The 25234-nt window shown below is 74.9% G+C and carries 23 protein-coding genes; 16 read left to right on the top strand and 7 right to left on the bottom strand.

Translation table 11 applies throughout. From position 1 onward, the window contains the following. Positions 1-35 precede the first annotated feature (35 nt). Entirely contained in the window at positions 36-1985 is a 1950-nt protein-coding gene (locus ACIRBY_RS26360) for an APC family permease (RefSeq protein WP_403904744.1), read from the top strand. On the opposite strand, the gene ACIRBY_RS26355 is transcribed toward ACIRBY_RS26360, so the two are convergent. Beyond that, positions 1894-3144 (bottom strand): helix-turn-helix domain-containing protein, encoded by a 1251-nt coding sequence (locus ACIRBY_RS26355; protein ID WP_403904742.1) that lies wholly within the window; start codon positions 3142-3144, stop codon positions 1894-1896. The genes ACIRBY_RS26360 and ACIRBY_RS26355 overlap by 92 nt on opposite strands. Before the next feature lie 128 nt (positions 3145-3272). On the opposite strand from ACIRBY_RS26355, the gene ACIRBY_RS26350 reads away from it, so the two are divergent. The 7 genes from ACIRBY_RS26350 to ACIRBY_RS26320 all read left to right on the top strand — a co-directional run bounded on the left by ACIRBY_RS26350 (position 3273) and on the right by ACIRBY_RS26320 (position 10652). After that, positions 3273-3860 (top strand): TetR/AcrR family transcriptional regulator, encoded by a 588-nt coding sequence (locus ACIRBY_RS26350; RefSeq protein WP_403904739.1) that lies wholly within the window; start codon positions 3273-3275, stop codon positions 3858-3860. A 268-nt stretch (positions 3861-4128) separates the two neighbouring features. Beyond that, the gene (locus tag ACIRBY_RS26345; RefSeq protein ID WP_403904736.1) at positions 4129-4539 is read left to right on the top strand and encodes a hypothetical protein; all 411 of its coding nucleotides are present in this window, start codon (positions 4129-4131) and stop codon (positions 4537-4539) included. After that, the gene (locus ACIRBY_RS26340) at positions 4536-5321 is read left to right on the top strand and encodes a transcriptional regulator (protein ID WP_403904734.1); all 786 of its coding nucleotides are present in this window, start codon (positions 4536-4538) and stop codon (positions 5319-5321) included. Before ACIRBY_RS26345 ends, ACIRBY_RS26340 begins: the two co-directional genes overlap by 4 nt. A gap of 83 nt (positions 5322-5404) precedes the next feature. Continuing rightward, positions 5405-5839 carry a roadblock/LC7 domain-containing protein gene (locus ACIRBY_RS26335; RefSeq protein WP_403904869.1) on the top strand — a complete coding sequence of 145 codons (435 nt, stop codon included), beginning with the start codon at positions 5405-5407 and terminating at the stop codon, positions 5837-5839. Positions 5840-5887: 48 nt separating this feature from the next. Beyond that, positions 5888-6262, top strand: a complete 375-nt coding sequence (locus tag ACIRBY_RS26330; protein WP_390686525.1) for a hypothetical protein — start codon at positions 5888-5890, stop codon at positions 6260-6262. A 196-nt stretch (positions 6263-6458) separates the two neighbouring features. After that, entirely contained in the window at positions 6459-10031 is a 3573-nt protein-coding gene (locus ACIRBY_RS26325; protein ID WP_403904732.1) for a CDP-glycerol glycerophosphotransferase family protein, read from the top strand. 129 nt (positions 10032-10160) lie between these two features. Then, positions 10161-10652, top strand: coding sequence for a VOC family protein (locus tag ACIRBY_RS26320; RefSeq protein ID WP_403904729.1), 492 nt, complete (start codon positions 10161-10163; stop codon positions 10650-10652). On the opposite strand, the gene ACIRBY_RS26315 is transcribed toward ACIRBY_RS26320, so the two are convergent. Beyond that, entirely contained in the window at positions 10649-11371 is a 723-nt protein-coding gene (locus ACIRBY_RS26315) for an SIR2 family NAD-dependent protein deacylase (RefSeq protein WP_403904728.1), read from the bottom strand. The genes ACIRBY_RS26320 and ACIRBY_RS26315 overlap by 4 nt on opposite strands. A gap of 180 nt (positions 11372-11551) precedes the next feature. Between ACIRBY_RS26315 and ACIRBY_RS26310 the strand changes: the two genes are divergently transcribed. Together ACIRBY_RS26310 and ACIRBY_RS26305 are read left to right on the top strand one after the other, a co-directional pair. Next, positions 11552-12034 (top strand): hypothetical protein, encoded by a 483-nt coding sequence (locus tag ACIRBY_RS26310; protein WP_403904726.1) that lies wholly within the window; start codon positions 11552-11554, stop codon positions 12032-12034. A 22-nt stretch (positions 12035-12056) separates the two neighbouring features. Further along, positions 12057-12899, top strand: coding sequence for a GNAT family N-acetyltransferase (locus ACIRBY_RS26305; protein WP_403904723.1), 843 nt, complete (start codon positions 12057-12059; stop codon positions 12897-12899). A gap of 81 nt (positions 12900-12980) precedes the next feature. On the opposite strand, the gene ACIRBY_RS26300 is transcribed toward ACIRBY_RS26305, so the two are convergent. Further along, complete coding sequence (locus tag ACIRBY_RS26300) at positions 12981-13382, bottom strand: subtilase-type protease inhibitor (protein ID WP_403904721.1); 402 nt, start codon at positions 13380-13382, stop codon at positions 12981-12983. 267 nt (positions 13383-13649) lie between these two features. Continuing rightward, positions 13650-14120: a Crp/Fnr family transcriptional regulator gene (locus tag ACIRBY_RS26295; RefSeq protein WP_403904718.1), complete on the bottom strand. Its 471-nt coding sequence runs from the start codon at positions 14118-14120 to the stop codon at positions 13650-13652. A 193-nt stretch (positions 14121-14313) separates the two neighbouring features. Here ACIRBY_RS26295 and ACIRBY_RS26290 point away from each other — a divergent pair, with 193 nt between their 5' ends. Then, on the top strand, positions 14314-16239 hold the full coding sequence (locus ACIRBY_RS26290; RefSeq protein ID WP_403904715.1) for a glycoside hydrolase family 5 protein: 1926 nt from the start codon (positions 14314-14316) through the stop codon (positions 16237-16239). 149 nt (positions 16240-16388) lie between these two features. Then, positions 16389-19121: a DNRLRE domain-containing protein gene (locus tag ACIRBY_RS26285; protein WP_403904713.1), complete on the top strand. Its 2733-nt coding sequence runs from the start codon at positions 16389-16391 to the stop codon at positions 19119-19121. Position 19122: 1 nt separating this feature from the next. Here ACIRBY_RS26285 and ACIRBY_RS26280 read toward each other — a convergent pair whose 3' ends face one another. Continuing rightward, positions 19123-19428, bottom strand: a complete 306-nt coding sequence (locus ACIRBY_RS26280) for an ArsR/SmtB family transcription factor (RefSeq protein ID WP_403904711.1) — start codon at positions 19426-19428, stop codon at positions 19123-19125. Between the two features lie 53 nt (positions 19429-19481). On the opposite strand from ACIRBY_RS26280, the gene ACIRBY_RS26275 reads away from it, so the two are divergent. Further along, positions 19482-21431 (top strand): heavy metal translocating P-type ATPase, encoded by a 1950-nt coding sequence (locus ACIRBY_RS26275; RefSeq protein ID WP_403904709.1) that lies wholly within the window; start codon positions 19482-19484, stop codon positions 21429-21431. Between the two features lie 27 nt (positions 21432-21458). Here the strand turns inward: ACIRBY_RS26275 and ACIRBY_RS26270 are convergent, their stop codons facing one another. Then, positions 21459-21914: a hypothetical protein gene (locus ACIRBY_RS26270; RefSeq protein WP_403904867.1), complete on the bottom strand. Its 456-nt coding sequence runs from the start codon at positions 21912-21914 to the stop codon at positions 21459-21461. A gap of 93 nt (positions 21915-22007) precedes the next feature. Here ACIRBY_RS26270 and ACIRBY_RS26265 point away from each other — a divergent pair, with 93 nt between their 5' ends. Next, a complete protein-coding gene (locus tag ACIRBY_RS26265; protein WP_403904707.1) occupies positions 22008-22301 on the top strand; it encodes a hypothetical protein in 294 nt (97 codons plus the stop codon). Between the two features lie 56 nt (positions 22302-22357). On the opposite strand, the gene ACIRBY_RS26260 is transcribed toward ACIRBY_RS26265, so the two are convergent. Further along, positions 22358-22786, bottom strand: coding sequence for a hypothetical protein (locus ACIRBY_RS26260; protein WP_403904704.1), 429 nt, complete (start codon positions 22784-22786; stop codon positions 22358-22360). Between the two features lie 270 nt (positions 22787-23056). Here ACIRBY_RS26260 and ACIRBY_RS26255 point away from each other — a divergent pair, with 270 nt between their 5' ends. Together ACIRBY_RS26255 and ACIRBY_RS26250 are read left to right on the top strand one after the other, a co-directional pair. Further along, the gene (locus ACIRBY_RS26255) at positions 23057-24436 is read left to right on the top strand and encodes an MFS transporter (protein WP_403904701.1); all 1380 of its coding nucleotides are present in this window, start codon (positions 23057-23059) and stop codon (positions 24434-24436) included. 62 nt (positions 24437-24498) lie between these two features. Further along, the gene (locus ACIRBY_RS26250) at positions 24499-25227 is read left to right on the top strand and encodes a peptidoglycan-binding protein (protein ID WP_403904699.1); all 729 of its coding nucleotides are present in this window, start codon (positions 24499-24501) and stop codon (positions 25225-25227) included. The last annotated feature ends 7 nt before the right edge of the window (positions 25228-25234 follow it).

Genomic DNA, 25234 nt, shown 5'->3' with positions numbered 1-25234 from the left:
CCGGAAAACCGCGGGACATTGATATCCATCGCGGAATGAGGCGAATCAATGCGAAACGGCTGCTGGTCGGTGAGCCCCTCGACACCGCGCGCCTGGGCGAGACGCTGCTCCCCAAACGGCTCGCCCTGCCCATCTTCTGCAGCGACCCGCTCTCCTCGGTGGCGTACGCCACCGAGGAGATCCTGCTGATCCTCGCCCTCGGCGGAGTCGCCCTGCTCCACCTCGCCTGGTACGCGGCCGGCGCCATCGTCTTCCTGATGGTGGTCGTCGTCGCCTCCTACCGGCAGACCTGCCACGCCTACCCCGGCGGCGGGGGCGCGTACGTCGTCAGCTCCGAGAACCTGGGCGCCACCGCCGCCCTCACGGCCGCCAGCGCCCTGCTCGTCGACTACGTGATGACCGTCGCCGTGTCCGTGGTCTCCGGGGTCGCCGCCATCACCTCGGCGATCCCCTCCCTCAGCGACCACCAAGTCGCCCTGTCCGTCGCCTTCGTGGTGCTGCTCACCGTCATGAACCTGCGCGGGGTGCGGGAGTCGGGGCGCGTCTTCGCCGTCCCCACCTACGGCTTCGTGCTGGTCGTCTACGTCATGTTCGCCGTCGCCGCCGTCCGCCTGGGCACCGGCGCCACCATCCGCGCCGAGTCCGCCGACCTGCCGATCGAAGCGACCGGCACCTACACCGGCATCGCCGTCGTCTTCCTCGCCCTGCGCGCCTTCGCCTCCGGCTGCACCGCCCTCACCGGCGTCGAGGCCATCAGCAACGGCGTGCCCGCCTTCCGCAAGCCCAAGGCCAGGAACGCGGCGACCACCCTCGCCGCGATGGGCGCGCTGTCCGTGACCATGTTCGCCGGCATCACCGCCCTCGCCATGGTCTACCAGGTGCACGTCGCCGCCGACCCCACCGAGCTCGGCCTGCCCCCGGGCACCCCGATGTCCACCGCCCTCGCCCAGATCGGCCGGGCCACCTTCGGGGACTGGCACCTCCTCTTCTACCTGCTCCAGGCCGCCACCGCCGGAGTGCTGATCCTCGCCGCGAACACCGCCTTCAACGGCTTCCCGATGCTGGCCTCGATCCTCGCCAAGGACCACTACGCCCCGCGCCAGCTGTACAACCGGGGCGACCGGCTCGTCTACTCCAACGGCGTCGTCCTGCTCGCCCTCGCCGCCGTCACCCTCATCGTCGCCTTCGACGCCCAGCTGACCCGCCTCATCCAGCTCTACATCATCGGCGTCTTCGTCTCCTTCACCCTCTCCCAGGCGGGCATGGTCCGGCACTGGCGGCGCGAGCTCGCCTCCCCCGACACCCCGCGCGCCGGGCGGGTCCACATCCACCGCCGGCTCGCCATCAACGCGGTCGGCGCGGTCATGACCGCCGTGGTCCTGGTGATCGTCCTGACCACCAAGTTCACGCACGGCGCCTGGCTGGTCGTGATCGCCATGCCCCTCCTCTTCCTCGGCATGAAGTGGGTCCGCCGCCACTACGACCGGGTGGCCGGACAGGTGGCCGTCGCCCCCGGCGAGCGGCCGCGCAAACCGGCCCGCCACCACGTCGTCGTCCTCGTCGCCAACGTGCAGGCGCCGACGCTCAAGGCCCTCGGCTACGCCCAGGGGCTGCGGCCCGACACCCTCGGCGCGCTCTCCGTGGCCGCCGACGAGCAGGAGGCGCGGGGGCTGCGCGAGGCCTGGGCCGACATCGACCCGGGCATGCCGCTGAAGGTGCTCCACTCGCCCTACCGGGAGGTGGTCGGCCCGGTGGTGGCCTACGTGGAGGAGGCCGCGGCCGCCGAGGGCACCGACATGCTCTCGGTGGTCATCCCCGAGTACGTCGTCGGGCACTGGTGGGAGCAGCCCCTGCACAACCAGAACGCGCTGCGGCTCAAGGCGCGGCTGCTGTTCACCCCGGGGATCGCGGTGATCGACGTGCCGTACCTGCTGGAGTCGGCCCGCCCCCCGCAGCCGCGGGCCCGGGAGGCGGCGCGGCCGTAGCGCGCTGGGCCACCGCCGCGTGGGCCAGCGCCAGTTCCACCACGTGCGCCGGGTCCGACAGGGCGCGGCCGGTGAGCTGCTCCAGGCGCCGCAGCCGGTTGGAGACGGTGTTGCGGTGGCAGTAGAGCCGCTGCGCGGCGTACGTGGTCGACCCCTGGCAGGCCAGCCAGGTGCCCAGGGTGAGCAGCAGCACCCGCGCCTCCTGCGGCGGCAGCGCCAGCACCGGGCCCAGTACCACCTCCCGCAGCCGGGCCGCCAGTTCCAGGTCGGCCGCGACCAGCGCCGCCGGGATCCGCTCGTCGAGCAGCGTGACGCCGGCCCCGGACGGGGGCGGCGCGGCCCGCAGCGCGAGCGCCGCCAGCCGGCGGGCCCCGGCCAGCTCGCCCGGGGACCCGACCACCGGGCTGATCCCGGCGCGCACCGCGAGCGGGGAGAGCAGGGCGCCCAGGGCCTCCAGCGGGTGGTGGCCCAGCTCGGCGAGGCCGGTCTCCCCGTCGGCCCGGATCCGCCACAGCACCCGCGGGGCGTCCGGCCCCGCCCCGGTCCCGCCGCCGGAGGAGCCCGGGCCCAGCACCACCACCGCGAAGCGGCCCCGTTCCGGCAGCCCCAGCCGCTCGGCGGCGGAGGCCGCCGACTCCGGTGTCCGCGCGGCCGCCGCGGAGTCGTCGAGCAGCGCGTCCAGCAGGGCCGCGCGCCGCTCGCGCTCCCGTTCCCCGCGCTCGGCCTCGGCCCGGTGGTACGCCTCCGACGCGGCGTCCGCCAGCTGGTCCAGTACGTCCCACAGCGCGCCCGCCCCGGCCAGCAGCCGGGGCAGCGCCGCCCGGTCGTGCGCCGCCACCGCCTCGGTCAGGCACTGCCACACCAGCCTCCCGCCGCGGCGGTAGGCGCGCCGCAGGGAGGCGAGCGGCAGGCCCTGCCCCGCCCGCAGCGCGCCCGTGGCCCGGGCGTCCGCCAGGTCCACCGGCTCCCCGCGGGAGGTGCGCACCAGGCCCTCAACGGCCTGGTGCAGGGTGTGGTGGATCCGCTCGCGCAGCTCGGCCCGGCCGAACAGGGCGGCGTAGGCGGGGTCCTCGGTCAGGGTCCGGTCCGTGAGCCGGTCCGCCGCGACGGCGATCCGGCGGTTCAGGTCCTCGCGTATCTCCTCGATGATCCGCTCCATGACGGGCAGGGTGACACGGGGGAGGGGGCGGTGGGGAGGGCCCGGAGCGGGCGGGTCCGCTAGCGTGGTCTGAGCACTGCACCCGCAGTGCTCACACCCGGCCCGCCGCCCGACCCAGGGGAACCGCCATGCGCCAGAATCCGGAACGCCGGGCCGCGCTGCTCGACGCAGCCATCGAGGTCCTGGCCCGCGAGGGCTCCCGGGGCCTGACCCTGCGCGCCGTGGACAAGGAGGCCGGCGTCCCGACCGGCACCGCCTCCAACTACTTCGCCCACCGCGGCCAGCTGCTGGCGCAGATCCTGCGCCGCACCCGCGAGCGCCTCACCCCGGACCCCGCCGAGCTCGCCGGCCCGCTCGACACCGTGGAGCTGCTGCGCCGGCTCCTGGGCCGGCTGCGCCGCGAGCCCAGCGTGCAAATAGCCGTCCTGGAGCTCCGCCTGGAGGCCACGCGCCGGCCCGAACTCCGCGAGGAGCTGTCCGCGTTCCTGGCCGCCGAGCTGGAGGCGAACATCGCCGGTCACCTGGAGGCGGGGCTGCCCGGGGACCGGCAGGGCGTGGAACTGCTCTACTTCGCGATGCAGGGCTTGATCGTGGACGACCTCACCGTGCCCGCGCTGCTCGACGCCCACCCCGTGGAACCCCTCCTCGGGGTGATGGTGGAGCGCCTGCTCGGGGTGATGGTGGAGCGCCTGCTCCCGCGGCGGCCCGAGGAGTGACCGGCGCGGCCGCGGGTATGGCTCGGGGACGGGCGTTCGGGACAGGCGTTCGCACCGGACGTTCCCCTTCCGGTGCGTGTGACGGGCACGCGACGACACTCTTGATCAAAAACGAACGGGTTCAGGCCAAGCTGTCATGCGCGACCGCGCATGTTCCAGCGGAAAATGCCAGAACACCCTTCCACAGTGTGGAACTTGAGTAAGTTCCCTCCTGTCACGCCGTACGACGACCGTGCGCCCAGCACGTCCGGCCGGGAGGGGAGCCCGCGTGCCCGGGATCGACGAATGCCTGCTCGAAGCCATGGCCCTGCCGGGTGCGCGGGGGGCCGCGCTGGTCGACTGGAGCAGCGGACTGGCCCTGGGCACCGTCGGGGAGTCCCCCGTCGGCGACCACGAGACCACCGCCGCCGAGACCGCCGAACTGGCCCGGGCGGCCGCCGAGTACGAGTCCTTCGCCCAGCCCGCCCCCGTGGGGGTCCCGGCGGGGGCGGGACCCGCGGGCCCGCCCGTCGAGGACCTGATCGTCACCACCCGGACCGGCTACCACGTGCTCCGTTTCGTCGAGACCAGCTTCGACAGCAGCGTCTTCCTCCATCTGTGGCTGGACCGGGCCGAGGGCAACCTCGCGCTGGCCCGGCTCAGACTCCGCACCCTCGCCGAAGGGCTGGTGCTCCGGTGACCGCCGCTCCCGTGCAGGGCCTGGCCGCCGTCTCGCCCCTGCTGACCCGGCTCGCCGCCGAGCGCGCCACCGGCGCCCTGCTGCGCGACCGCGGCACCCTCTTCCTCGAGGACGGCCGCATCGTACACGCCGAGAGCCCCTCCACCCCAGGGCTGGACGTCCTGCTCACCACCGGCGGCGGCCTGGCCCCCGAACGCTGGAACGAGGCCGTCAGCGAGGCCGGGGCCACCCGCCAGGTCGCGCGGTTCCTCGTGGACAGCGGGGGCGTGGGCGACGGGGAGCTGGAGATCTGCCACATAGCCGCAATATTCGACGCCGCCTTCTTCGCCCTCTCCCCGGGCAGCGGGCCCTCCCGGTTCCGCCGCGGCGCCACCCACTGGATCGGCTCCGTCCGCTCGGTCCCCGCGGCCGCCGTGGAGCGCGAGACCCGCCGCCGCCGCGAGCTGCTCGACGCGGTCTGGCCGTATCCGCGGCTCGACACCGCCCCGGTCGTGCCCCGGGCGGCCGCACCCGGACAGATCGTCACCGCCCGCCAGCGCGCCCTCCTGGCCCAGGCGGACGGCGTACGGACCCCCGCCGACCTGGCCTGGGTGCTCGGCCGGCCCGCCTTCCACACCCTGCTCGACGTGCGAAGACTCGCGGCGGCCGGACTCGTCGAGACACCGCACACCCCGCCGGCCCCGCCGCCGGCCGCACCCCTGCCCGACTGGATGATCCAGGCCCAATCCCCGGACGTGGCGCTGCTCCGCCGGTTACGCGACGCACTGGAGGCAAGCCTGTGAGGCTCCCGCTGCGACCGGTTCTGCGAGCCGACCGCTCCGAGCGGAGGCCGCCCGAAGGGAGGAAGGCCGACATGAACACCGTGATGGTGCCCGCCGAGGCCGAGGCCGAGATACTCGCCGAGCTCCGCCGGCTGCGGGCCCGGGTCCCCCAGCTGAGCGGGGCCCTCGCCGCGAGCGTCGACGGCCTGGTCCTGGCCCAGGACAGCGCCGCCACCGAGGTCGAGTCCGTCGCCGCCCTGACCGCCGCCGCCCTCGGGGTGGCCCAGCGGCTCAGCGACTGCACCGGCCAGGGCGGCTTCCGCGAGCTGCTCGTACGCGGCGAGCACGGCTACATCGCCACGTACGCCGCCGGGGAGGCGGCCGTCCTCACCCTGATCGCCGAGCCGCGCGTCAACGTCGGCCGCCTCCACCTGGAGGCCCGCCGCTCCAGCGTCCGGATCACCGAGCTCATAGAGCACAGCCTGGGGCGCCGCTCCGGTCCCGAGGCGCCGCCGCCGGACCGGACCGACCGCCCCTGACGGAAACGACACATCAAGCCAATCGCAAACGACTGCAAAGGAAGACTCATGGTCAACGTGGAAACCGCCCTGAAGGAAGCCACCACCAGCATCGAAGGCGCGATCGGCGCGGCCCTCGTCGACTACGGCAGCGGCATGGCGCTCGGCCACGTCGGCGGCGGCAAGGACCTGGACCTGACGGTCGCCGCGGCCGGGAACACCGACGTGGTCCGGGCCAAGGTCCGCACCATGGAGATGCTCGGCCTGAAGGACGAGATCGAGGACATCCTGATCACTCTCGGTGGCCAGTACCACCTGATCAGGCTGATGAAGGGACGCAACAGCGAGGGCTTCTTCCTCTACCTCGCACTCGATCGGGGCCGGGCCAATCTGGCCATGGCACGCCATCAGCTGAAGAAGATCGAGGAGAGTCTGGAGGTCTGACGGTCCTCACGGCGGTCCCGCGGGGCTCGCGACGGCACGGTGGCGGGCGGCTGAATTCTTTGCCGTCCGCCCCGGCGGACCGAGCGATATGTCCGAGATGGGTCAGCTTTATCATCCTGTTACCGAGTAAGATGCTGTAATTGGCTGATCATCAACCCGGTCGACACAGATAAATACGCTGGAGAACCCGTCACCCATGCCCCCGCGCCTGAGCATCGTCGTACCCGTGTTCAACGTCGAGCTCTACCTCGACGAGTGCCTCGAATCCCTAGCGGCTCAGACGTTCGACGACTTCGAGGTCGTCATCGTCGACGACGGGTCCACGGACAGCAGTGCGGTCCTCGCGAAGGCCTTCGCCGAGCGTGACAAGCGCTTCCGGGTGGTCCTCCAGGACAACGCCGGTCTCGGCGCCGCACGGAATGTAGGCTTCCGGCACGCCTCGCCGGGGACCGAGTACGTGGCGTTCGTCGACAGCGACGACACCATGCCGGCCGACGCCTACCAGAAGCTGATCGAGGCCCTCGACACCACCGGCTCCGATTTCGCCGCCGGCAACGTCAAGCGCTTCCGCTCCGTCGGTGCGCAGCAGTCCTGGGGCCACCGCGTCGCGTTCGCGAACACCCGGCTGAAGACCCACATCTCCAAGTTCCCGGCGCTGGTCACCGACCGCACCGCCTGGAACAAGGTCTACCGGCGCGACTTCTGGGAGGAGCACGGGTTCCAGTACCCCGAGGGCATCCTCTACGAGGACGCCCCCGTCAGCGTCCCCGCGCACTACTTCGCCAAGAGCGTCGACGTGATCAGCGACGTCGTCTACCACTGGCGCGTCCGCGAGACGGGCGAGCGCTCGATCACCCAGCGCTCCACCGACCCGGTCTCCGTCATCGACCGCGTCACCTCCGTACGCCTGGTCCGCGAGGCCCTGCTCGGCAAGACCGGCGAGAAGTACGCCCGCTACCTGCGGGACTACGACCACAACGTGCTGAGCGAGGAGCTCCCGCTCATCTACAAGTACGTCGCCGAGGGCGGGGACGACTTCCGCGCCGCCTTCGTCAAGGAGGTCGGCGGCCTCATCCGCGAGATCGGCACCGACCCCTGGACCGACCTCACCGTCGCCGACCGGCTCAAGGCGTACCTGGCCCGCGAGGGCCGCGTCGAGGAGTTCATCGCCCTCCTGCACCACCAGCGGGACTTCTCCTACAGCGTGCCGGTCAAGGGCCTGGCCCGCCCGCAGGCCGACTACCCCTTCCTCAAGGCCCCGGTCCCGCCGAAGCTGCTGACCCTCGGCCCGCGCGAGCGCCGCGTCGTCAGCCGGCTGGAGCAGGCCGTCTGGAGTGACGGCAAGCTGCTGCTGCGCGGCTACGCCCTGCCGGGGCACATGGGGGCCGAGAGCCGTCTGGGCTCCCGCAAGATGCTCGTCTTCCGCGAGCAGGGCAAGCGCCGCCGCACCGTCGTACCCACCCGTACCGTGGCCTCCCCGATGGCCACCGTGCTCTCCCCGCACCTCGCGCTGCGGCACGCCGACTGGGCCGGCTTCACCGCCGTCGTCGAACCCACCGTCTTCCAGACGGGCGGCAAGTGGCGCGAGGGCATATGGACCACCTCCATCGCCGTCACCGGCCCCGGAGGCCTGCACCGGGCCCGCCTCAAGGGCGGCGACCACGACAGCGGCATGAACCCGCCCGCCCACTGGGTCACCCCCGACGTGCGCATCCTGCCGACCGTCGCCGGCGCCCTCACCGTCCAGGTCGAGGTCGTCCGCGCCCGCGTCCTGGACGTCCGCCCCGCGGGCGCCGACGCCCTGGAGCTCGCCGGCGAGCTGGCCGCCGGAGCCGGCGAGGGCGTCACCCTGCGCGCCGAGCACACCGGCAGCGGCAGCGGCAGCGGCTTCGAGGTCCCGCTCACCCTGGGCACCGCCCCGGCGGGCGGCCGCGTCCCCTTCACCGCCGTCGTCCCCCTCGCCGGACTCGGCGCCATCGCGCCCGCCGTGCGGGAGCCCGGCGAGTGGAGCCCCCAGGTGTGGACCCTGACCGCGGTCCGCCCCGACGGCACCCGCCACCCCCTGGTCCACGACGAGCGCGGCGGCTTCGCGGGCCTGGCCGCACTGCTGCCCGGCGACGACACCGACCTCGCCGTCTTCGCCAAGCGGTCCAAGAGCGGCCACCTCGTCCTCTCCGTCCAGCCCTCCCCGCCGCTCGTCGACGCCGTCTGCGCCGAGGCGGGCACGCTGACCCTGCGCGGCAGCTTCCACGCCCCCGCGGACAGCGCCGACGAGCCCTACGAGCTGGTCCTGCACGACCACCACGGCACCGAGTTCAGCTACCCGGTCACCCGTGACGGGGACCGCTTCGAGGCCTCCTTCGAACCCGTGCTCCCCGAGCCGTACGCCGGCCGCACCACCCTGCCGCAGGGCCGCTGGTGGCCCACCCTGCGGCCGGTGAGCCAGGGCGGCACCACCGCCGGCCTGCTCGGCGTCGACCGGGGCGCCCCCGTCCAGCTCGTCGGCCCCGCCCTGAACGCCGGACCCCACGCGGTCACCGTGCTGGGCCGCCGCATGCGCGTCGAGGCCCGCCACCACGACCGGATGGCCCTGGTCAGCGACCCGCTGCTGAGCCCGCACGACCGCTCCCGCTTCGCCCAGCGCGTCGCCCGCGACGTGACCTACCCCGAGCAGCGCCGGCTCCCGGTCAAGGACCTGGCCGTCTACGACACCTTCCGGGGCAACGGCGCCGGCGACGCCCCCCGCGCCATCCACGAGGAACTGCTGCGCCGGGGCGAGCGGCTGGACCACGTCTGGCTGGTCCGCGACGGCCGCGCCGAGGTCCCGCCGACCGCCCGCGCCGTCCAGTACGGCAGCCTGGAGGCCTGGGACGTCCTGGCCCGCGCCCGCTACTACGTCGTCAACGACAGCGTGCCGTCGACCTTCCGCCGCCGCCCCGGCCAGACGGTCGTCCAGACCTGGCACGGGACGCCGCTCAAGCAGATCGGCTACGACTTCGTCCACGACTACTACACCAGCCCCGAGGTCCTGGAGGGCCTGGCCCACGACAGCGCCCAGTGGACGCTGCTCGCCTCCCCGAGCTCGTACGCCACGCCCATCCTCAAGCGGGCCCTGGGCTACGAGGGCGAGGTCGTCGAGTCCGGCAGCCCGCGCACCGACGCGCTGGTACGGCCCGACGCGGAGCGGATCGCGGAGGTCCGCCGGCGGCTCGGCCTGCCCGAGGGCAAGAAGGTCGTCCTCTACCTGCCGACCTGGCGCGAGAACCGCGAGGGGTGGAGCGGCGGCTACAAGCTCGACCTGCGGATCGACCTGGACGAGGCCCGCCGCGAACTCGGCGAGGACCACGTCCTGCTCGTCCGCGGCCACCACCTGGTGACGGAACAGGTCCGCGACGGCGTGCGCGACGGCTTCGTCGTGGACGTGTCCCGCTGGCCCGACACCACGGACCTGCTGCTCGTCGCCGACGTGCTGGTCTCGGACTACTCGTCCGCGCTGTTCGACTTCGCGCTGACCGACAAGCCGATCCTGCTGTTCACGTACGACCTGGAGCACTACCGCGACACCCTGCGCGGCTTCACCTTCGACCTGGAGGAGAAGGCCCCCGGCCCGCTGCTGGGGGACTCCGCGAGCCTGATCGCGGCGGTCCGCGACGCCGACGCCGTCGGCGCCCGGTTCGCGCAGGCGCGTGCGGCGTTCCGCGCCGAGTTCTGCGACCTGGACGACGGCCGCGCCGCCGAGCGGGTCGTCGACCGCATGCTCCGGAAGTGACCGCGTAGCCCGGACGGGTGAAAAGTACGGACCTGCCCCGCGCCCACCGATGAGTTTCGGGCGCGGGGCGGGTCTGTAGGTGAGGGACGGCCGCCCGGCCCCCTCATCCACCGCCTGGAGGCATCAGCGATGACCAGCAACGGCTTCACCACGTGCCTGTGGTTCGACGGCGACGCGGAGGCCGCCGCCGACTACTACCTCTCCGTCTTCAAGGACGGCCGGATCCTGCGCACCGGCCGCTACACGGACGCGGGCCCCGGCCCGGCCGGCGAGGTGATGGTCGTCGAGTTCGAGATCAACGGCCAGAGGTTCATCGGCCTCAACGGCGGCCCCCAGTTCCCCTTCACCGAGGCCATCTCGTTCCAGATCCACTGCGCCGACGAGGCGGAGGCGGACTACTACTACGAGGCGCTGACCGGCGGCGGGGGCCAGGAGTCGGCCTGCGGCTGGGTCAAGGACCGGTTCGGGGTCTCCTGGCAGGTCATCCCGCCCGGCGCCATCGACCTGATCACCGACCCGGATCCGGGCCGGGCCGCCCGGGCCACCGCCGCCATGATGCGGATGAAGAAGCTCGACGTGGCGGCCATGCGCCGCGCTGCCGACGACGGGGGGACCGCCTAGGCGAAGCGGGCCAGCAGGGCGGGGAGGGCGGTGCCGATCGGCTCGCGGACCAGCTCGTCGGCCAGGGAGTCGTACGGGGTCTCCTCCGCGTTGACGATGATCAGCCGCGCCCCGGCCTCGGCAGCCATCCCGGCGAGCGAGGCGGCGGGCTGCACCTGGAGGGTCGTCCCGACGGCGATGAACACCTGGCACCCCTTGGCCACGGCCACCGCCTGCGCGAGCACCTGCGGATCCAGCCGTTCCCCGAACATCACGGTCGCCGCCTTGAGGATCCCGCCGCAGGCCAGGCAGGCCGGGTCGGGCTCCCCGGCGGCGACGCGGGCCAGCGCCCCGTCCATCGGCGAGCGGGCGTGGCAGCCGGTGCACACCACCGACCGGGCCGTCCCGTGCAGCTCGAACACCTTCCGCTCGGGCATCCCGGCCAGCTGGTGCAGCCCGTCCACGTTCTGGGTGATCACCCGCACCGGGGTGCCGCCGCGCTCCAGCCCGGCCACGGCCAGGTGGGCCGCGTTGGGCCGGGCCGCGAGCGCCCCGATCTCGGCGCGCAGGAGCCAGGAGCGGCGGCGGATCTCCGGATCGGCCATGTAGTTCGCGTACGTCACGAGCTTCTCGGCCTCCGGGTCACGCCGCCACAGCCCCTGCGGCCCCCGGTAGTCCGGGATCCCGGAATCGGTGGACATCCCGGCCCCGCTGAACACTGCGACAAGCTGCTTCCCCATGCGCCGACCCTAGGTGGAACCCTCCCCGGCCGGCGAACGAATTCCGCCGTGGCCCCGGCGCGCACCCGGGGCCGGTCGGCGCAAGCGGAGGGGCGTTCCTGCGGTGAATCTCCACGCCCACCGGAGTGAGAACGCGCCGCGTCCCGGCAGACCACCGGGGCCGCCGGTTACAAACCCGACATGACGCTCACCCCGCACCGCTCCGGCGCCCTGCTGCTCGCGGCCGTGTCCGCCCTGATCCCCCTGGTCGCGTCGTCGGCACCGGCGGCCGCCCTCGCCGACCCCCACCCCGTCCGGCACCACCGGCACACCCGTGCCGACCCCCAGCCCCGCTGGTACCAGAGGCACACCACGGAGGAGATCACCCGCTTCCTGCGGAGCTTCTACGGCAGCCACGGCCCCTCGGACCAGGACCGGGTCCAGCGGGTCTCGCAGCTGCTCCGGGACAAACAGGCGCACGCCCCGGAGACCGACGTGCTGCTCTGCCAACCGGGCACGCCGCAGTCCGTCACCGTCGGCCAGGCCACGGCCATGCCGGCCGCGTTCGTCGGCTGGGCCACCGTCACCACCACCTGGGCCTCCGGGGCCACGGACACCTTCACCGCGTACGTCCGCACGGACTCCCGTCCGATCACGCTCGACGACGTGATCTGCGCGGGGTGATTTCCGGGGTAGAACACCCGGCATGACGCGATTCGAGATCACCGGCGCGAGCGCCGCCGACATGGAGATGCTGCGCACCTGGGCCGACGAGGAGGGCTGGAACCCGGGGGACGGCGACCGCTACGCCTTCGCGGTCGCCGACCCGGAGGGCTTCCTCGTCGGCCGGCTCGACGGCGAACCCGTCGCCTGCATCTCCGCCGTGCGCTACGGCGGCGGCTTCGGGTTCATCGGCTTCTACATCGCCCGCCCCGACGTCCGCGGCCAGGGATACGGCATCCGGCTGTGGCGGGCGGGGATGGAGCGGCTCGACGGGCGGCTCGTCGGGCTGGACGGAGTGGTCGAACAGCAGGACAACTACCGCAAGTCCGGGTTCCGCTCCGCCTGGACGAACATGCGCTACGCGGGCGTCCCACGGCCCGGGGACGACTCCGGGGTGGAGATCGTGGACGCGGCCTCGCTGCCCTTCGCCCGGCTCGCCGCCTACGACCGCCGGTTCTTCCCGGAGGCCCGCGACGCCTTCCTCTCCGCCTGGACCGCCCTGCCCGGCCGGACCGCCCTCGCGGCCGTCCGCGACGGGCGGATCGAGGGCCTCGGCGTGATCCGCCCGTGCAGCTCCGCCTCCAGGATCGGCCCCCTGTACGCGGCCTCCCCGGAGGTGGCCGCCGCCCTGGTGCGGCGGCTCGCCGGGCACGCCCCCGACGGGGAGGTGGCGGTGGACGTGCCCGACGCGAATCCGGCCGCGGCCGCGGTGGCGACCGGGCTGGGGCTGGCCCCGGCCTTCGAGACGGCCCGCATGTACACCGGCCCGGCGCCGGAGCTGGACCTGGCCGGGCTGTACGGGGTCACCAGCCTCGAACTGGGCTGACGGGCAGGGCCCGCGGGGCCGGGCGGCGATCGGCGGCGCCGCCCGGCCGCTCCGCGGGGGACCCGCCCGCGCGCGGCGGCCTCAGATGCCGAAGAGCACGCCGGTGCTGCTGCGCAGCCCGCAGGGGTTGCCGAAGGTGTACGTGTAGGTCATCCGGCGGCCCTGCCACACCCCGTCGGCGGTGACCGTCACCGGGTTCCACTCCCGGGTGCAGGCCGTGTCGGGGCGCGGGGCGGCGAGTGCGTCCAGCGAGCGCCCGTTGGCCTTCAGCTCCGCGCAGGCCGCGGCCGGCGACGGGTGCGTGCCGCCCGGGCGCGGGGCGCACACGAGGGTCACGGCGCGCAGCACCGTTCCGTCGGCGGCGTTCTGACCGGCCGTCACGCTGACCACGAGCGCGGACGGGGCGTACAGGCTCTGCGTTCCGGTCGGTGCCGCGTCGGCGGCTCCGGTCCCGGCCAGGGCGGTGAGGGCAGTGAGCGCCATTGCTCCGGAAGCCAGTCCCAGACTCCTGGTGATGGACCGCATTTCGAACACTCCTCGGGTCGGTGTTTCGGATAGCGGACGCGAGTCTTGCCCATCCGGAGCGGGAACGCCCGTTCGTACCGCGATTTCTCGTCACCGATCGTGAGCGCATGAGTGCACTCCGCAGCCACCTCCGCCGCCGTGACCTGTGGGGGAGGCCGTCCGGGAATCGGCCGAACACGCCCCCCGCACGGCGCCGGAGCGGAGTGCGGGGGGCGTGCCGCCGGGTCAGCGGGTGGCCGTGGTGCGGGGGGCGTAGAGGTCGAGGAGCCGCGTGCGGGTCTGCTGGAGCCGTACCGCGAGGATCCGCGCGACCCAGTGGCCGACCGCCGAGCCGAAGGCCGGGTCGGCGTCCATGAGCATCCGGACGGCCGGCCCGTCGAACTCGTAGGCGCGTACGGGCGTCATCGCCTCGGCGCTCAGCTGCCAGGTGTACGGCGGGAACAGCCAGGACCAGCCGACGAGCTCCCCGGGTCCGAGGCTCTCGACGGGCACGGCGCCCCGGTGGCCGCCCGAGGGGAGCGGGACCTCCAGGGTCACCGTGCCCGAGCGCACGATCCAGAAGGCCTCCGCCCGGCCGCCCTCTTCGAAGATCCGCGCGCCCTCGGGGAAATTGACCTCACGTGCGTAGGACATCAGCCGGCCGCGGTGTTCGGCGGACAGTACGGCGGCGATCCGGATGGGGGAAGGTGTGCTCACGACGGCCTCCGTTCAGGACCCCCCGCAACCTTCTGCTCCCCCCAGTGTCGCCGACCGGGGCCGGATCGCCGCACACCACGGGAAGGCGGCTGCGCCGGCCGGGGCGCCCAGGTGCCTTCCCTCCGGTACGACCGGCCGGTAACTTGTGCGCCGCAGCCACCCGGAAGGGGCGGCCGACACGGGTGGGAGCCAGATGAAGAGCCTTGTACGGGTGCTGCTGAGCGTGCTGCTCCTGGGGGGCGGCGGTATCCTGCCGGCCGCCGCCCCCGCCCTGGCCGCCGAACCGGCCGCGCCGCCGGCCCCGCAGTCCGCCGCCCCCGAGACGTGGACGCCCCCGCTGTCCACCCGGGGCCGGTACGTCGTCGACGCGCAGGGCAACCGCTTCCGGCTGCGCTCCGGCAACTGGGACGGCGCCCAGGGCTCCTGGAGCGGCTCCGGCGACCGCAGCGACCCCGCCACCCACCACGCGGGCCAGGACTCCCACGGCGTCCCCCTCGGCCTGGACCGGGTCGCGCTGCCCGCGCTGCTCGCCGACTTCCGCGCGCTCGGGCTGAACAGCATCCGGCTGCCCTTCTCCAACGAGATGCTCCACACCACCGCCCCCGTGCCGGACGCGGCGGTGGCCGCCAACCCGGCGCTGCGCGGCCGCACCCCGCTCCAGGTCTACGACGCCGTCGTCGCCGCCCTCACCGACGCGGGCTTCGCGGTCATCCTCAACAACCACACCGGAACCACCCGCTGGTGCTGCGGGCTCGACGGCAACGAGCGCTGGAACAGCACGCGTTCCACCGCCCAGTGGGCCGACGACTGGGTCTTCCTGGCCCGCCGCTACCGCGACAACCCCCGCGTGGTCGGCGCCGACCTCTACAACGAGGTCCGCCGCGACACCTGGGACGACCCCAACTGGGGCCTGGGCGACGGACACGACTGGCAGGCCGCCTCGCAGGAGGCCGCCGACCGGATCCTGACCGAGGCCAACCCGAACCTGCTCATCGTCGTCGAGGGCATCAACTGGACGGGCATCCCGGCCGACGGACTCCCGCACGGCCGCCCGGCCCTCACGCCCGTCCGCACCCTCTCCCACACCCTGGTCGTCTCGAACAAGCTGGTCTACTCGGCCCACTTCTACGGCTACACCGGCCCCCACCACAGCGGCGCGACGGGCCTCGGCGAGACCCATGACCCCCGCTACCAGGACATGAGCCGGGCCCAGCTCGAACAGACCCTCTACGACCAGGCCTTCTTCGTCTCCGCCGAGACGGGCGCGCACTTCACCGCGCCGGTGTGGATCAGCGAGTTCGGCATCGGCGCCGACGAGAACGCAGCCGCGCCCCGCACCTGGTTCCAGAACATGACCGGCTACCTGGCCTCCTCCGACGCCGACTTCGCGTACTGGCCGCTCGTCGGCTGGAGCACCACCGCGCAGGGCGCCCCCGGCGGTGACAGCTGGGCGATGCTCCGCTACGACAACACCGGCCGGCGCAGCGGCGTCCTGGACCCCGCCGACTGGCGCACCGCCCCCTGGACCGCGCTGACCGCCTCCGCCGGCCGCACCGGCCCGGTCCCCGCCACCCCCTCCTGGTACCAGCTCAGCACCGACCACCGCGACCACGACGCCTCGCTGCTCAGCCGCGCCGCCGGGGACTGGGACTCCGGCGCCCGCAAGGCCGTCTGCCCCGACGGCTCCCGCCTGGCGGGCCTGAGCCACACCGGCGGGCGCGGGCTGTGCTCCACCTCGGACCTGCGGGCCCCGGGCGGCGCCCGGACGGTGGTCCGCGACGAGTCGTACGTCCCGCAGGGCGGCGACTGGGCCACCGGCTACACGAAACTCCAGTGCCCGGCCGGACAGTTCCTCATCGGGTACAGCCTGCGCGGCGACCGGGTCTCCGCCGCCCTGTGCGCCCCCTCCCGCCTTCCGCTCGCGGGCGCCGGCCGCACGGTCTGGTTCGACCGGGGCGACGACCGCCCGGCCGGGAACCCGGGCGCCGACTTCGCCTCCGGCCACTACAAGGGCCAGTGCCTGCCCACCGAGTACGCGGCGGGCATCGCCTTCACCGGACGCGTCGGGTTCCGCCCCTCCCCGGCGTCCCTGCTGTGCCGGGTGCTGCCCGCGGGCTGAGGCGGCCCGGGCCCGGGCCCGGGGGAGGGGCGCGGACCTCCCCCGGGCCGGCGGCCGTCCGGCATTCGTCCGGTCGGCCCTGGTGACCGCGGGGGCGATCCGACCTAGGGTGCGCCCTTACGGACAACGGACACCGAACTGGGGGGTTCATGCGTAGATCCAGAGGGCCGGCAGCCGCTCTCGCCCTGTGCCTGGCCGGCACCGGCGCGTTCCTGGGGCTCGGGCCCGTCCCACAGGCCGCCGCCATCACCCCGCCCGTGGCCTTCACCGCCGACGCGCTGCCCACCTGGCAGCCCAACGGCATCGTCTGGGCCCTCGCCGAGGCCGGGGGCACCGTCTTCGTCGGCGGGACCTTCTCCGCCGTGCGCCCGCCCGCGGGCGGGGCGGGCGGCGAGCAGTCGGCCGTGAACTTCGCCGCCCTCGACGCGGCGACCGGCGCCCCGACCTCCTGCACCCTGTCCTTCACCGTCGGCAGCGGCACCGCGACCGTCCGCGCGCTGACCCTGTCGCCGGACAAGAAGACGCTCTACGCGGGCGGCTACTTCGGGGCGGTCAACGGCAATCCGGTCTCCAGCATGGCCGCCGTCGACGTGGCGACCTGCACCGTCAAGCCCTCCTTCCGCCCCGCCTTCGCGGCCACGGTGCGGGCCATCGCCGTCACCGGCGACACGGTCTACGCGGGCGGCGACTTCCTCACCGTGAGCGGCCAGCCCCGGCAGCGCTTCGCCGCCGTCGCCGCCGGGGACGGGGCGCTGCGCCCCTTCCGGGCCGACGCCGACGAGCCCGGCCGCGCCGTCGAGGTCACCCCGGACGGCGGGAACGTCCTGCTCGGCGGCGACTTCTTCACCGTGAACGGGACGAACACGCACGCGCTGGCCGTCGTCGACGCCGCCAGCGGCGCCCTCACGAAGGGCTACCCCGGCTTCATCGAGACCAACTCCGTGGTCAAGGACATCGCGACCGACGCCACGGGCTTCTACACCGCCAACGAGGGCACCGGCGGCGGCGTCTTCGACGGACGCATCGCCCTGAACCTCTCCGGCTTCGACCAGCGCTGGCGCGACACCTGCCTGGGCGCCACCCAGGCCGTGCTGCCTTACCACAACGTGCTCTACAGCGCGTCGCACGCGCACGACTGCTCCAGCGTCGGCGAGTACCCCGACGGCCAGCGCCACCACCTGCTGGCCCAGCCCACCACCAGCGTGGGCAAGCTGGGCTGGGCGCCCGACACCAACGACGGCGTCGGCGAGGGCATCGGCCCGCGGGTGATGACCGTCGGCTCCAAGGGCGGCACCCCGTACCTGTGGGTCGGCGGCGAGTTCACCACCGTCAACGGGGCGGCGCAGCAGAGCCTGACCCGCTTCTCCTCCACGGGCGACACGGGCGCGCCGACGGTCCCCGTCGCCAGCGCGGCGAGCGTCAGGCCGGGCGAGGTCCAGGTGCGCTGGCGCACCAGCCTCGACCTGGACGACAGTGCGCTCACCTACCGGATCTACCGCAACGGTGCGGCCTCCCCGATCGGGACGGTCACCGCGGACTCGCTGTTCTTCAAGCGCCCGCAGGCCTCCTGGACCGACACCACCGCCCAGCCGGGCCAGTCGTACACCTACCGGGTGACGGCCACCGACGCGGCGGGCAACACCAGCGCCCTCTCGGCCCCGGCGGGAGTGACCGTCCCCACCTCGGCGGAGGCCTACGCGAACCAGGTCCGCGCGGACGGCGCCCAGCTCTACTGGCGCTACGACGACACGGTGCTGCCGTACGTCGCGGACTCCTCGGACGGCGGCAACCAGGCGGGCGTGCACCACTACGCCCCGGCCCTGCGCCAGAGCCCGGGGGCGGTGGCCGGCCCGAGCACGGCGATCGGCTTCAACGGCACCGACGCGCACGTCTACGCGGACCGCCGCCAGACGGTGGGCGGCACCTACAGCATCGAGACCTGGTTCAAGACCGGCACCACCCGGGGCGGCAAGCTCGTCGGGTTCGGCAACCAGCAGACCAACGGCAGCAGCCAGTACGACAAGCACGTCTACATGACCGATGACGGCCGGCTGGTCTACGGCGTCTACACGGGCGCCACCCGCACCATCACCACGGCCACCGCGTTCAACGACGGCAAGTGGCACCACGTCGTCGCCACCCAGGGGCCCGGCGGGATGGCCCTGTACGTGGACGGCGTCCAGCGGGGCACCCTGGGCGTCACCACCCACGAGAACTTCGCCGGCTACTGGCGCGCCGGCTTCGACGGGCTCGGCGGCTGGCCGGACCGGCCGACGAGCGAGCACTGGGCGGGCCTGCTGGACGAGACCGCGATCTACCCCACCGTCCTGAGCGCGGCCCAGGTGCAGAACCACTTCGCCCTGGCCTCCGCCCCGGCCGACCAGGTCGTCCAGGTCACCGCGGCGCAGGACACGTACGCCAACGCGGGCGCTCCGGGGACCAACTACGGCACCTCCGGCTCCCTGGCCGTCCGCGGGACCTCCCTGTACACGAGCTACCTGCGCTTCGACCTGCCGGCCGCCCCGGCGGGCACGGTCCTCAAGTCGGCCGCGCTCAGCGTGAAGACGAGCACCATGGCCGGCGCCGGCACCACGGACACCGTCTCGGTCGTCCCGGTCACCGGCGCGTGGACCGAGGCCGGGACCACGTACGACAACCGCCCGGGCACGGGCGCTCCGGCGCTCGGCGCCTTCCCCGGGATCCCGGACGGCTCGGCGGTCCACACCGCCGGGCTGGACGCGGCGGCCGTCGCCGGCGCCCTGGGCGGCCCGTACAGCCTGGCGCTGACCAGTGCGGGGACCGACGCCCTGTGGCTGTGGTCCTCGGAGGCGGCGGCCGGCGAGGCGACACCGCGGCTCGCGCTCACCTTCGGGGCGCCGTGAGCTACGCCCGGCGCCCGTGGTGCACGTGCTCCAGCACCTGTCGCAGCAGGGCCGTGACGTGCTCGTCGTGCAGCTCGTAGACCACGCTGCGCCCGTCGCGCCGGCCGGCCACGAGGTCGAGGTGGCGTAGCAGGCGCAGGTGGTTGGAGACGGTGGGCTGGCCGAGGCCGAGGGCCTCGGCCAGCTCCCCGACCGAGCACGGTGCGTGCAGCAGCCGGGCCAGGATCCGGATCCGGGCGGGCGAGGCGAGGCCCTGCATGACCTCCGCCACGGCGGCGGCGTCGGGCTCGGTGAGCTCGTGTTCCATGGCCCCACCCTAGATCCTCATGACATATTTCAATGTCTTGATATATTGATGTCATGGACGTCGTGACGAAGAAGGCCGGAGAGCGCGCGGAGCTGGTCGGCGCCGCGCTCGCCCTCACCGTCTACCTCACCGGACTGACCCTCCAGCTGACCGGCAACGGCGGACCCGCCGCCCAGGCCCTCTTCGCGGCCGCCTACGCGTTCGGCGGCCTCTCCGCCCTCCGCGAGGCCGTCGGCGCCCTGCGCCGGGGCCGCTTCCAGGTCGACTTCCTGATGCTCGTCGCCGCCGCCGGCGCCGCCGCCATCGGCCGCTGGGAGGAGGGCGCCGTCCTCCTGGTCCTCTTCAGCCTCGGCCACGCCCTGGAGGAGTACGCCATGGGCCGCGCCCGGCGCTCCATCGAGGCCCTCGGCGCCCTCGCCCCCCGCACCGCACTCGTCCGGCGGGCCGCGGACACCACCGCCGAGGTGCCCGTGGAGGAGCTGGCCGTCGGCGACACCGTCCTGGTGCGCCCGCACACCCGGGTCCCGGCCGACGGGTTCGTCGCCGCGGGGGCCGGCAGCGTCGACCAGTCGCCCATCACCGGCGAGAGCGTCCCCGCCGACAAGACCCCGGTGCCCGACCGCGCCGCCGCCCTCGCCGACCCCGCCGGCACCGACCCCGGAAGCCGCGTCTACGCCGGCACCGTCAACGGCTCCGGCTCCCTCGACGTCGTCGTCACCCGCCCCGCCGCCGACAACACCCTCGCCCGCGTCGTCCGCATGGTCCGGGACGCCGAGGAGCGCACCTCGTCCACCCAGCGGTTCACCGACCGCTTCCAGAAGGTGTTCGTCCCCGCCGTCCTCGCACTCGTGGCAGCCCTGCTCGGCTACGGGGCACTCGCCGGCGAGCCCTTCACCGACAGCTTCTACCGGGCCATGGCCGTCCTCGTCGCCGCCAGCCCCTGCGCCCTGGCCGTCGCCACGCCCGCCGCCGTCCTCAGCGCCGTCGGCCGCGCCGCCCGCGGCGGCGTACTGGTCAAGGGCGGGGCGCCGCTGGAGGAGTTCGGCCGCCTGCGCACCCTCGCCTTCGACAAGACCGGCACCCTGACCGAGGGCCGCCCCCGCCTCACCGACGTCGAACCCGCCGACGGGGCCGGCCGCGAGGAACTGCTGCGCACCGCCGTCGCCGCCCAGCGGCTGAGCGACCACCCCCTCGCCCAGGCCGTCGTCCGCGACGCGCCGCCGCAGCCGGCCGGCGCCCCGGCCGCCGAGGCCGTCGGCCTCCGCGCCGTCACCGGCCGCGGGGTCACCGCCGAGCTCGACGGCGAGACCGTCCACATCGGCAGCCTCTCCTACGCCGACACCCTCGCCGGGCCGCCCGTGCCGCCCGCCCTGCGCGACCGTACGGAGGAACTCGCCCGCACCGGCCGCACCACGATGCTGGTCCGCCGCGGCGACCGCTGGCTGGGCACCCTCGGCCTGATGGACGCCCCCCGCCCGGAGGCCGCCGAGACCGTGGCCGCCCTGCGCGCCCTCGGCGTCACCCGCACCGTGATGCTGTCCGGCGACGACCAGCGCGTGGCCGACGCCGTGGGGAGCGCGGTCGGCGTGGACGAGGCGCTCGGCGGCCTGATGCCGCTGGACAAGGCCGCCGAGGTGGCCCGGCTGCGCCGCGCGGCCCGTACGGCCATGATCGGCGACGGGGTGAACGACGCCCCCGCCATGGCCGGGGCCACCGTGGGCGTCGCGCTGGGCGCCGCCGGCTCGGCGGTGGCCCTGGAGACGGCCGACATCGCCCTGATGTCCGACGACCTGCGCCGCCTGCCCTTCATCACCGGCCTCAGCCGCCGCGCGAGCCGGATCATCCGGCAGAACCTGTGGCTGAGCCTCGGCATCGTCGCCGTCCTCGTCCCCGCCACCGCCCTCGGCCTGGGCATCGGACCGGCGGTCCTGGTCCACGAGGGCTCCACCCTCCTCGTGGTCGCCAACGCCCTGCGCCTGCTGCGCCACCGCGACGCGGTCTGAACCGCGGCGCCCCCCGGCGGACGCGCCTCACCCCCCGGGGTGGGGCGCGCGCACCTCCAGGTACCGGCGCCCGCGCGGGCCCCGGTACAGCAGGCAGTCCCAGCCGTGGCGCTCCAGCTCCGCCGCGCAGGCCGTCAGCCGCTCCTGTTCCTCCCGGGCCGCCCCGCTCCCGGGCGGGCCGGGCCAGCCGACCTCCACCAGCCCGTCCGTCCCGGCCGACACCCGGTAGCCGGTGCGGCTGCGCCGGCCGTCGGCGTCCACCGCCGACGGCGGGAATCCGGCCGCCTCCAGCACGAGGGCCACCGCGCGCGGCGCCCTCCGCAGCTCCCACGGGGCGGGCGCGCAGACGCCGCCGGTCAGCAGGCGGCGGATCTGCACCATCCCCTCGTACGCCGTGCGCAGTTCGACGTCCCGTCCGGCGCCCGACGGCTGCGGACCGTCGCCCGTCGCGGGTTCGAAGCCCCACTCCTGCGGATCCGCCACCACGCCCGCCCTCCGTGATCTGAGTACCCCGGGTCCAACGGCCTGAGTACCCGAGCCGATTCCCCGGCGCGGCGCCGCTGCTGGAATGACCGCATGACCTCGACGACCCCCCGCCCGCACCTGCGCCGGGTGACCTGCGCCGGCTCCGCCCTCGCCGTGGCCCTCGTACCGCTCGTGGCCGGGGTCCTGGCCGCCAAGGGCCTGGGCGCCGACCCGCACGCCCCCGTCAACGCCCTGATCGCCGGAGGCGGTCAGCGCGCCGGCCTGCCGCGCGCCGAGTGGAGCCGGCGCGGCCACGGCGCGGTGCGCCGGCTGCGGACGGCCCGCCGGACGGTCCGCAGCCGGTGCGGGGCCCTCAGGAGGCCGCCGGTCCGGGTGCCCCGCTGACCCGCCGCTCCGGCTCGCGGTCCGCCGGGCGGCCCGGCTCCCCCCTTCCGCGCGGGTCAGTGGCCGTACTGGCGGACGCACAGGTCGACGACGGCCGGCGGGACCGTCCCCTCCGCCGCCTCGCACAGCTCCTCCCCGCGCGGGAGCGGCCGCACCGCACGGCGCGGGGGCGCGGGCTTGGGGGGCCGGGCACGGCGGGGCGGGGCGGGCTTCACCGGGCGCTCGGCGGGCGGCCGGACCGTGCGCACGGGCGCGGCGGGGGCCGGGTCCGGGTCGGGTGCCGGGCTCGGCTCCGGAACCTCGCCCAGGGGGAGCGGCAGGTCCGGCGCGGCCACGGAGGGACGTGCCGGGTCCGGGGCGCCGGCGGGCGGTGCGGAACCCCGGGCGGGCCCCGGGGCACCGGGCTCCGGGCCGACGGAGACGCAGCCGGCGCTCGCCAGGAGGGCCAGGAGGGAGAGGGGCAGGGCGGCGCGGCGTAACAGCACCCGACCACCATGCCGCAGTCCGGGGCCGCCCGGCCGCGAAGCTCACGCTTCCGGGTGATGGAGGCGGCGGAGGGGAACGGCCCGACCACCCCGGCGAACCGATTCTCCACAGGGCCGGCCGGAAAGGGCACCGGCGGCCGCAGAATGGGCACGAACGCGATCGGCACGGCACGGCAGTGCGGGCGACGGGGGAGGCGCGACCCCCGGGGCCCGGTGTCGCCGTGCCCCGTTCACCGTCCGCCCGCCACCACCCCGTACGGAGTGCCGAGCATGACCGAACCAGCCGCGTCCAGCGTTCCCCGACCGAGTGACCGCCCCTGGCAGGGATGGGCGGCCGTCGCCGCCGTCTCCCTCGGGATCTTCTGCCTGATCACCTCCGAGCTCCTGCCCGTCGGACTGCTCACCCCCGTCGGCGACGACCTCCGCGTCTCCGACGGCACCGCCGGCCTGATGGTGACCGTCCCCGGACTCGTCGCCGGCCTCTGCGCGCCCCTCGTCACCGTCGGCGCCGCCCGCCTCGACCGGCGGCACGTGCTGTGCACGCTGATCGGCCTGACGGCCGCCGCCAACCTCGCCGCAGCGCTCGCCCAGGACTTCGCCGTGGTCCTGGCCGCCCGGCTCCTGGTCGGGGTCGGCGTCGGCGGGTTCTGGGCCGTCGCGGGCGGCCTCGCCGTCCGGCTGGTCCCCGCGCACCGCGTCGGCCGGGCCACCGCCTTGATATTCGGCGGCGTCCCGACCGCCTCGGTGCTCGGCGTCCCCGCCGGCACCCTCCTCGGCGAACTCGGCGGCTGGCGCGCCGCGTTCACCGCCGTCGGGGCGCTCGGCGCGCTCACCCTGGCGGCCCTGCTCCTGCTGCTGCCCGCCCTGCCCCCGACCGCGCGCGTCACCTTCGCCGAACTGCCCGCCCTGCTGCGGCACAACGCGGGCGTCCGCACCGGAGTGGCCGTGACCTTCCTCGTGGTCGCCGGCCAGTTCGCCGCCTACACCTTCGTCCGGCCGATCCTGCGGGACGTCTCCGGCGTCGACGCCGGGTCCGTCAGCACCCTGCTGCTGGGCTACGGCCTCGCCGGAGTCGCCGGCAACTTCCTGGCCGGCCCGCGCGATCCCCGCCGCACCCTGCTCACCGTCAGCGCCGCCCTCACCGCGGTGCTCGCGCTGATCGCCGTCCTGCCGGGGGCCGCCGCCGGGACCGGACTGCTGGTGGCCTGGGGCCTGGTCTACGGCGGGGTCTCCGTCAGCCTCCAGGGCTGGATGCTCACGGCCGCGCCGCGGGCCGCCGAGGCCGCGTCCTCGCTGATGGTGGCCATGTTCAACCTCGCCATCGCGGCGGGCGCGCTCGCCGGCGGGCTCGCGGTGGACCGGGTCTCGGTGCCCGCCGCCCCGCTGACCGGAGCCGCCCTGATGCTCGCGGCCGCGCTCACGGTGGCGGTCCACCTCCGCCGCGGCCGGGAGGACGGAGAACGGATGGATGGGGCGGATCGGACACCCGGCTTGACCGGAGCGGCCCCGGACGGAAAGAGTCCGCTCCATAACGACCGCATGAGCCGCACTTCGGAGTTGCCCAAGATGCCGATATCCGCCCGCTCCCCGCTCACCGTGCCGGCCATCGGAGCGGGCCGGGTCCCGGCCGTCCGGCGGCGCAGGGCCTGACCGGCGGGCCGGGTCCGGTGCCGTACCTCGGCACCGGACCCCGGCCGAGCCGGGAGACGACCGTGTCCCCATACCCCGACGAGAGCGGGCCCGAGCCCGACGACCGCCTGTTCGTACGCCCCTACATCGCCGTCCCCGAGGACCCGTCCGGCTCCGCGTACCCCGCCTGGCCGACGCTCCCGGAACCGGTGGAGGAGCCGACCGAACCCCTGCCGCGCGTACCGTCCGCGCCACCGGCCCGCCCGGCGGCCACGGCGTCCCGCCGCCGCGCGCCCGAGCGGCGGCGCAGCCGGCTGCCCCTGGCCGCCCTCGCCCTGGTGGCGCTGGCCGGGGCCGGCACGCTGCTGCTCCTGCCCGACGGGTCCGACCCGGAGTCCGCGCCGACCCCGGCCCGCCCGGACCTGGCCCTGCCGGCGCTCCCCGCCCGCAGCCCGGGCGCCGGGGAACCCGAGGTGCGCAGCCAGGCCGTCACCGCGAAGCCCTCCGCCGTCACGCGCACCCCCTCGGCGTCCGCGACCTCCGCGAAGCCCGCGACGAGCCCCGCGACCGCACCCGGCAAGCCCGCGACGCAGCCGCCCACGGGCTCCGCAACCCTGCGCCCGGGCGACAAGGGGCCCGAGGTCAGGGCCCTCCAGGAGCGGCTCTACGGGCAGGGCTTCACGTACGTCCGCCCGACCGGGGTCTACGACGGCCAGACCAAGCGCGGCGTCTCCCAGCTCCAACGGGACCGCGACATCAAGGGCGACCCGAACGGCGTCTACGGCCCGGCCACCCAGGCGGCCTTCGGCTGACGCCGCT

The sequence above is a fragment of the Streptomyces sp. NPDC096136 genome (assembly GCF_044763325.1).
In the GTDB taxonomy this organism is placed as follows: domain Bacteria; phylum Actinomycetota; class Actinomycetes; order Streptomycetales; family Streptomycetaceae; genus Streptomyces.
Note: the sequence above shows the minus strand (reverse complement) of the source record. Positions and strands in the feature narration are given on the sequence as shown.

Bases quoted from the DNA above. Each gene is read 5' to 3' on its own strand.
- ACIRBY_RS26360 (WP_403904744.1), top strand. From the start codon at position 36: ATGAGGCGAATCAATGCGAAACGGCTGCTGGTCGGTGAGCCCCTCGAC.
- ACIRBY_RS26355 (WP_403904742.1), bottom strand. From the start codon at position 3,144: ATGGAGCGGATCATCGAGGAGATACGCGAGGACCTGAACCGCCGGATC.
- ACIRBY_RS26350 (WP_403904739.1), top strand. From the start codon at position 3,273: ATGCGCCAGAATCCGGAACGCCGGGCCGCGCTGCTCGACGCAGCCATC.
- ACIRBY_RS26335 (WP_403904869.1), top strand. From the start codon at position 5,405: ATGGTGCCCGCCGAGGCCGAGGCCGAGATACTCGCCGAGCTCCGCCGG.
- ACIRBY_RS26330 (WP_390686525.1), top strand. From the start codon at position 5,888: ATGGTCAACGTGGAAACCGCCCTGAAGGAAGCCACCACCAGCATCGAA.
- ACIRBY_RS26325 (WP_403904732.1), top strand. From the start codon at position 6,459: ATGCCCCCGCGCCTGAGCATCGTCGTACCCGTGTTCAACGTCGAGCTC.
- ACIRBY_RS26320 (WP_403904729.1), top strand. From the start codon at position 10,161: ATGACCAGCAACGGCTTCACCACGTGCCTGTGGTTCGACGGCGACGCG.
- ACIRBY_RS26315 (WP_403904728.1), bottom strand. From the start codon at position 11,371: ATGGGGAAGCAGCTTGTCGCAGTGTTCAGCGGGGCCGGGATGTCCACC.
- ACIRBY_RS26310 (WP_403904726.1), top strand. From the start codon at position 11,552: ATGACGCTCACCCCGCACCGCTCCGGCGCCCTGCTGCTCGCGGCCGTG.
- ACIRBY_RS26305 (WP_403904723.1), top strand. From the start codon at position 12,057: ATGACGCGATTCGAGATCACCGGCGCGAGCGCCGCCGACATGGAGATG.
- ACIRBY_RS26300 (WP_403904721.1), bottom strand. From the start codon at position 13,382: ATGGCGCTCACTGCCCTCACCGCCCTGGCCGGGACCGGAGCCGCCGAC.
- ACIRBY_RS26290 (WP_403904715.1), top strand. From the start codon at position 14,314: ATGAAGAGCCTTGTACGGGTGCTGCTGAGCGTGCTGCTCCTGGGGGGC.
- ACIRBY_RS26285 (WP_403904713.1), top strand. From the start codon at position 16,389: ATGCGTAGATCCAGAGGGCCGGCAGCCGCTCTCGCCCTGTGCCTGGCC.
- ACIRBY_RS26280 (WP_403904711.1), bottom strand. From the start codon at position 19,428: ATGGAACACGAGCTCACCGAGCCCGACGCCGCCGCCGTGGCGGAGGTC.
- ACIRBY_RS26275 (WP_403904709.1), top strand. From the start codon at position 19,482: ATGGACGTCGTGACGAAGAAGGCCGGAGAGCGCGCGGAGCTGGTCGGC.
- ACIRBY_RS26265 (WP_403904707.1), top strand. From the start codon at position 22,008: ATGACCTCGACGACCCCCCGCCCGCACCTGCGCCGGGTGACCTGCGCC.
- ACIRBY_RS26255 (WP_403904701.1), top strand. From the start codon at position 23,057: ATGACCGAACCAGCCGCGTCCAGCGTTCCCCGACCGAGTGACCGCCCC.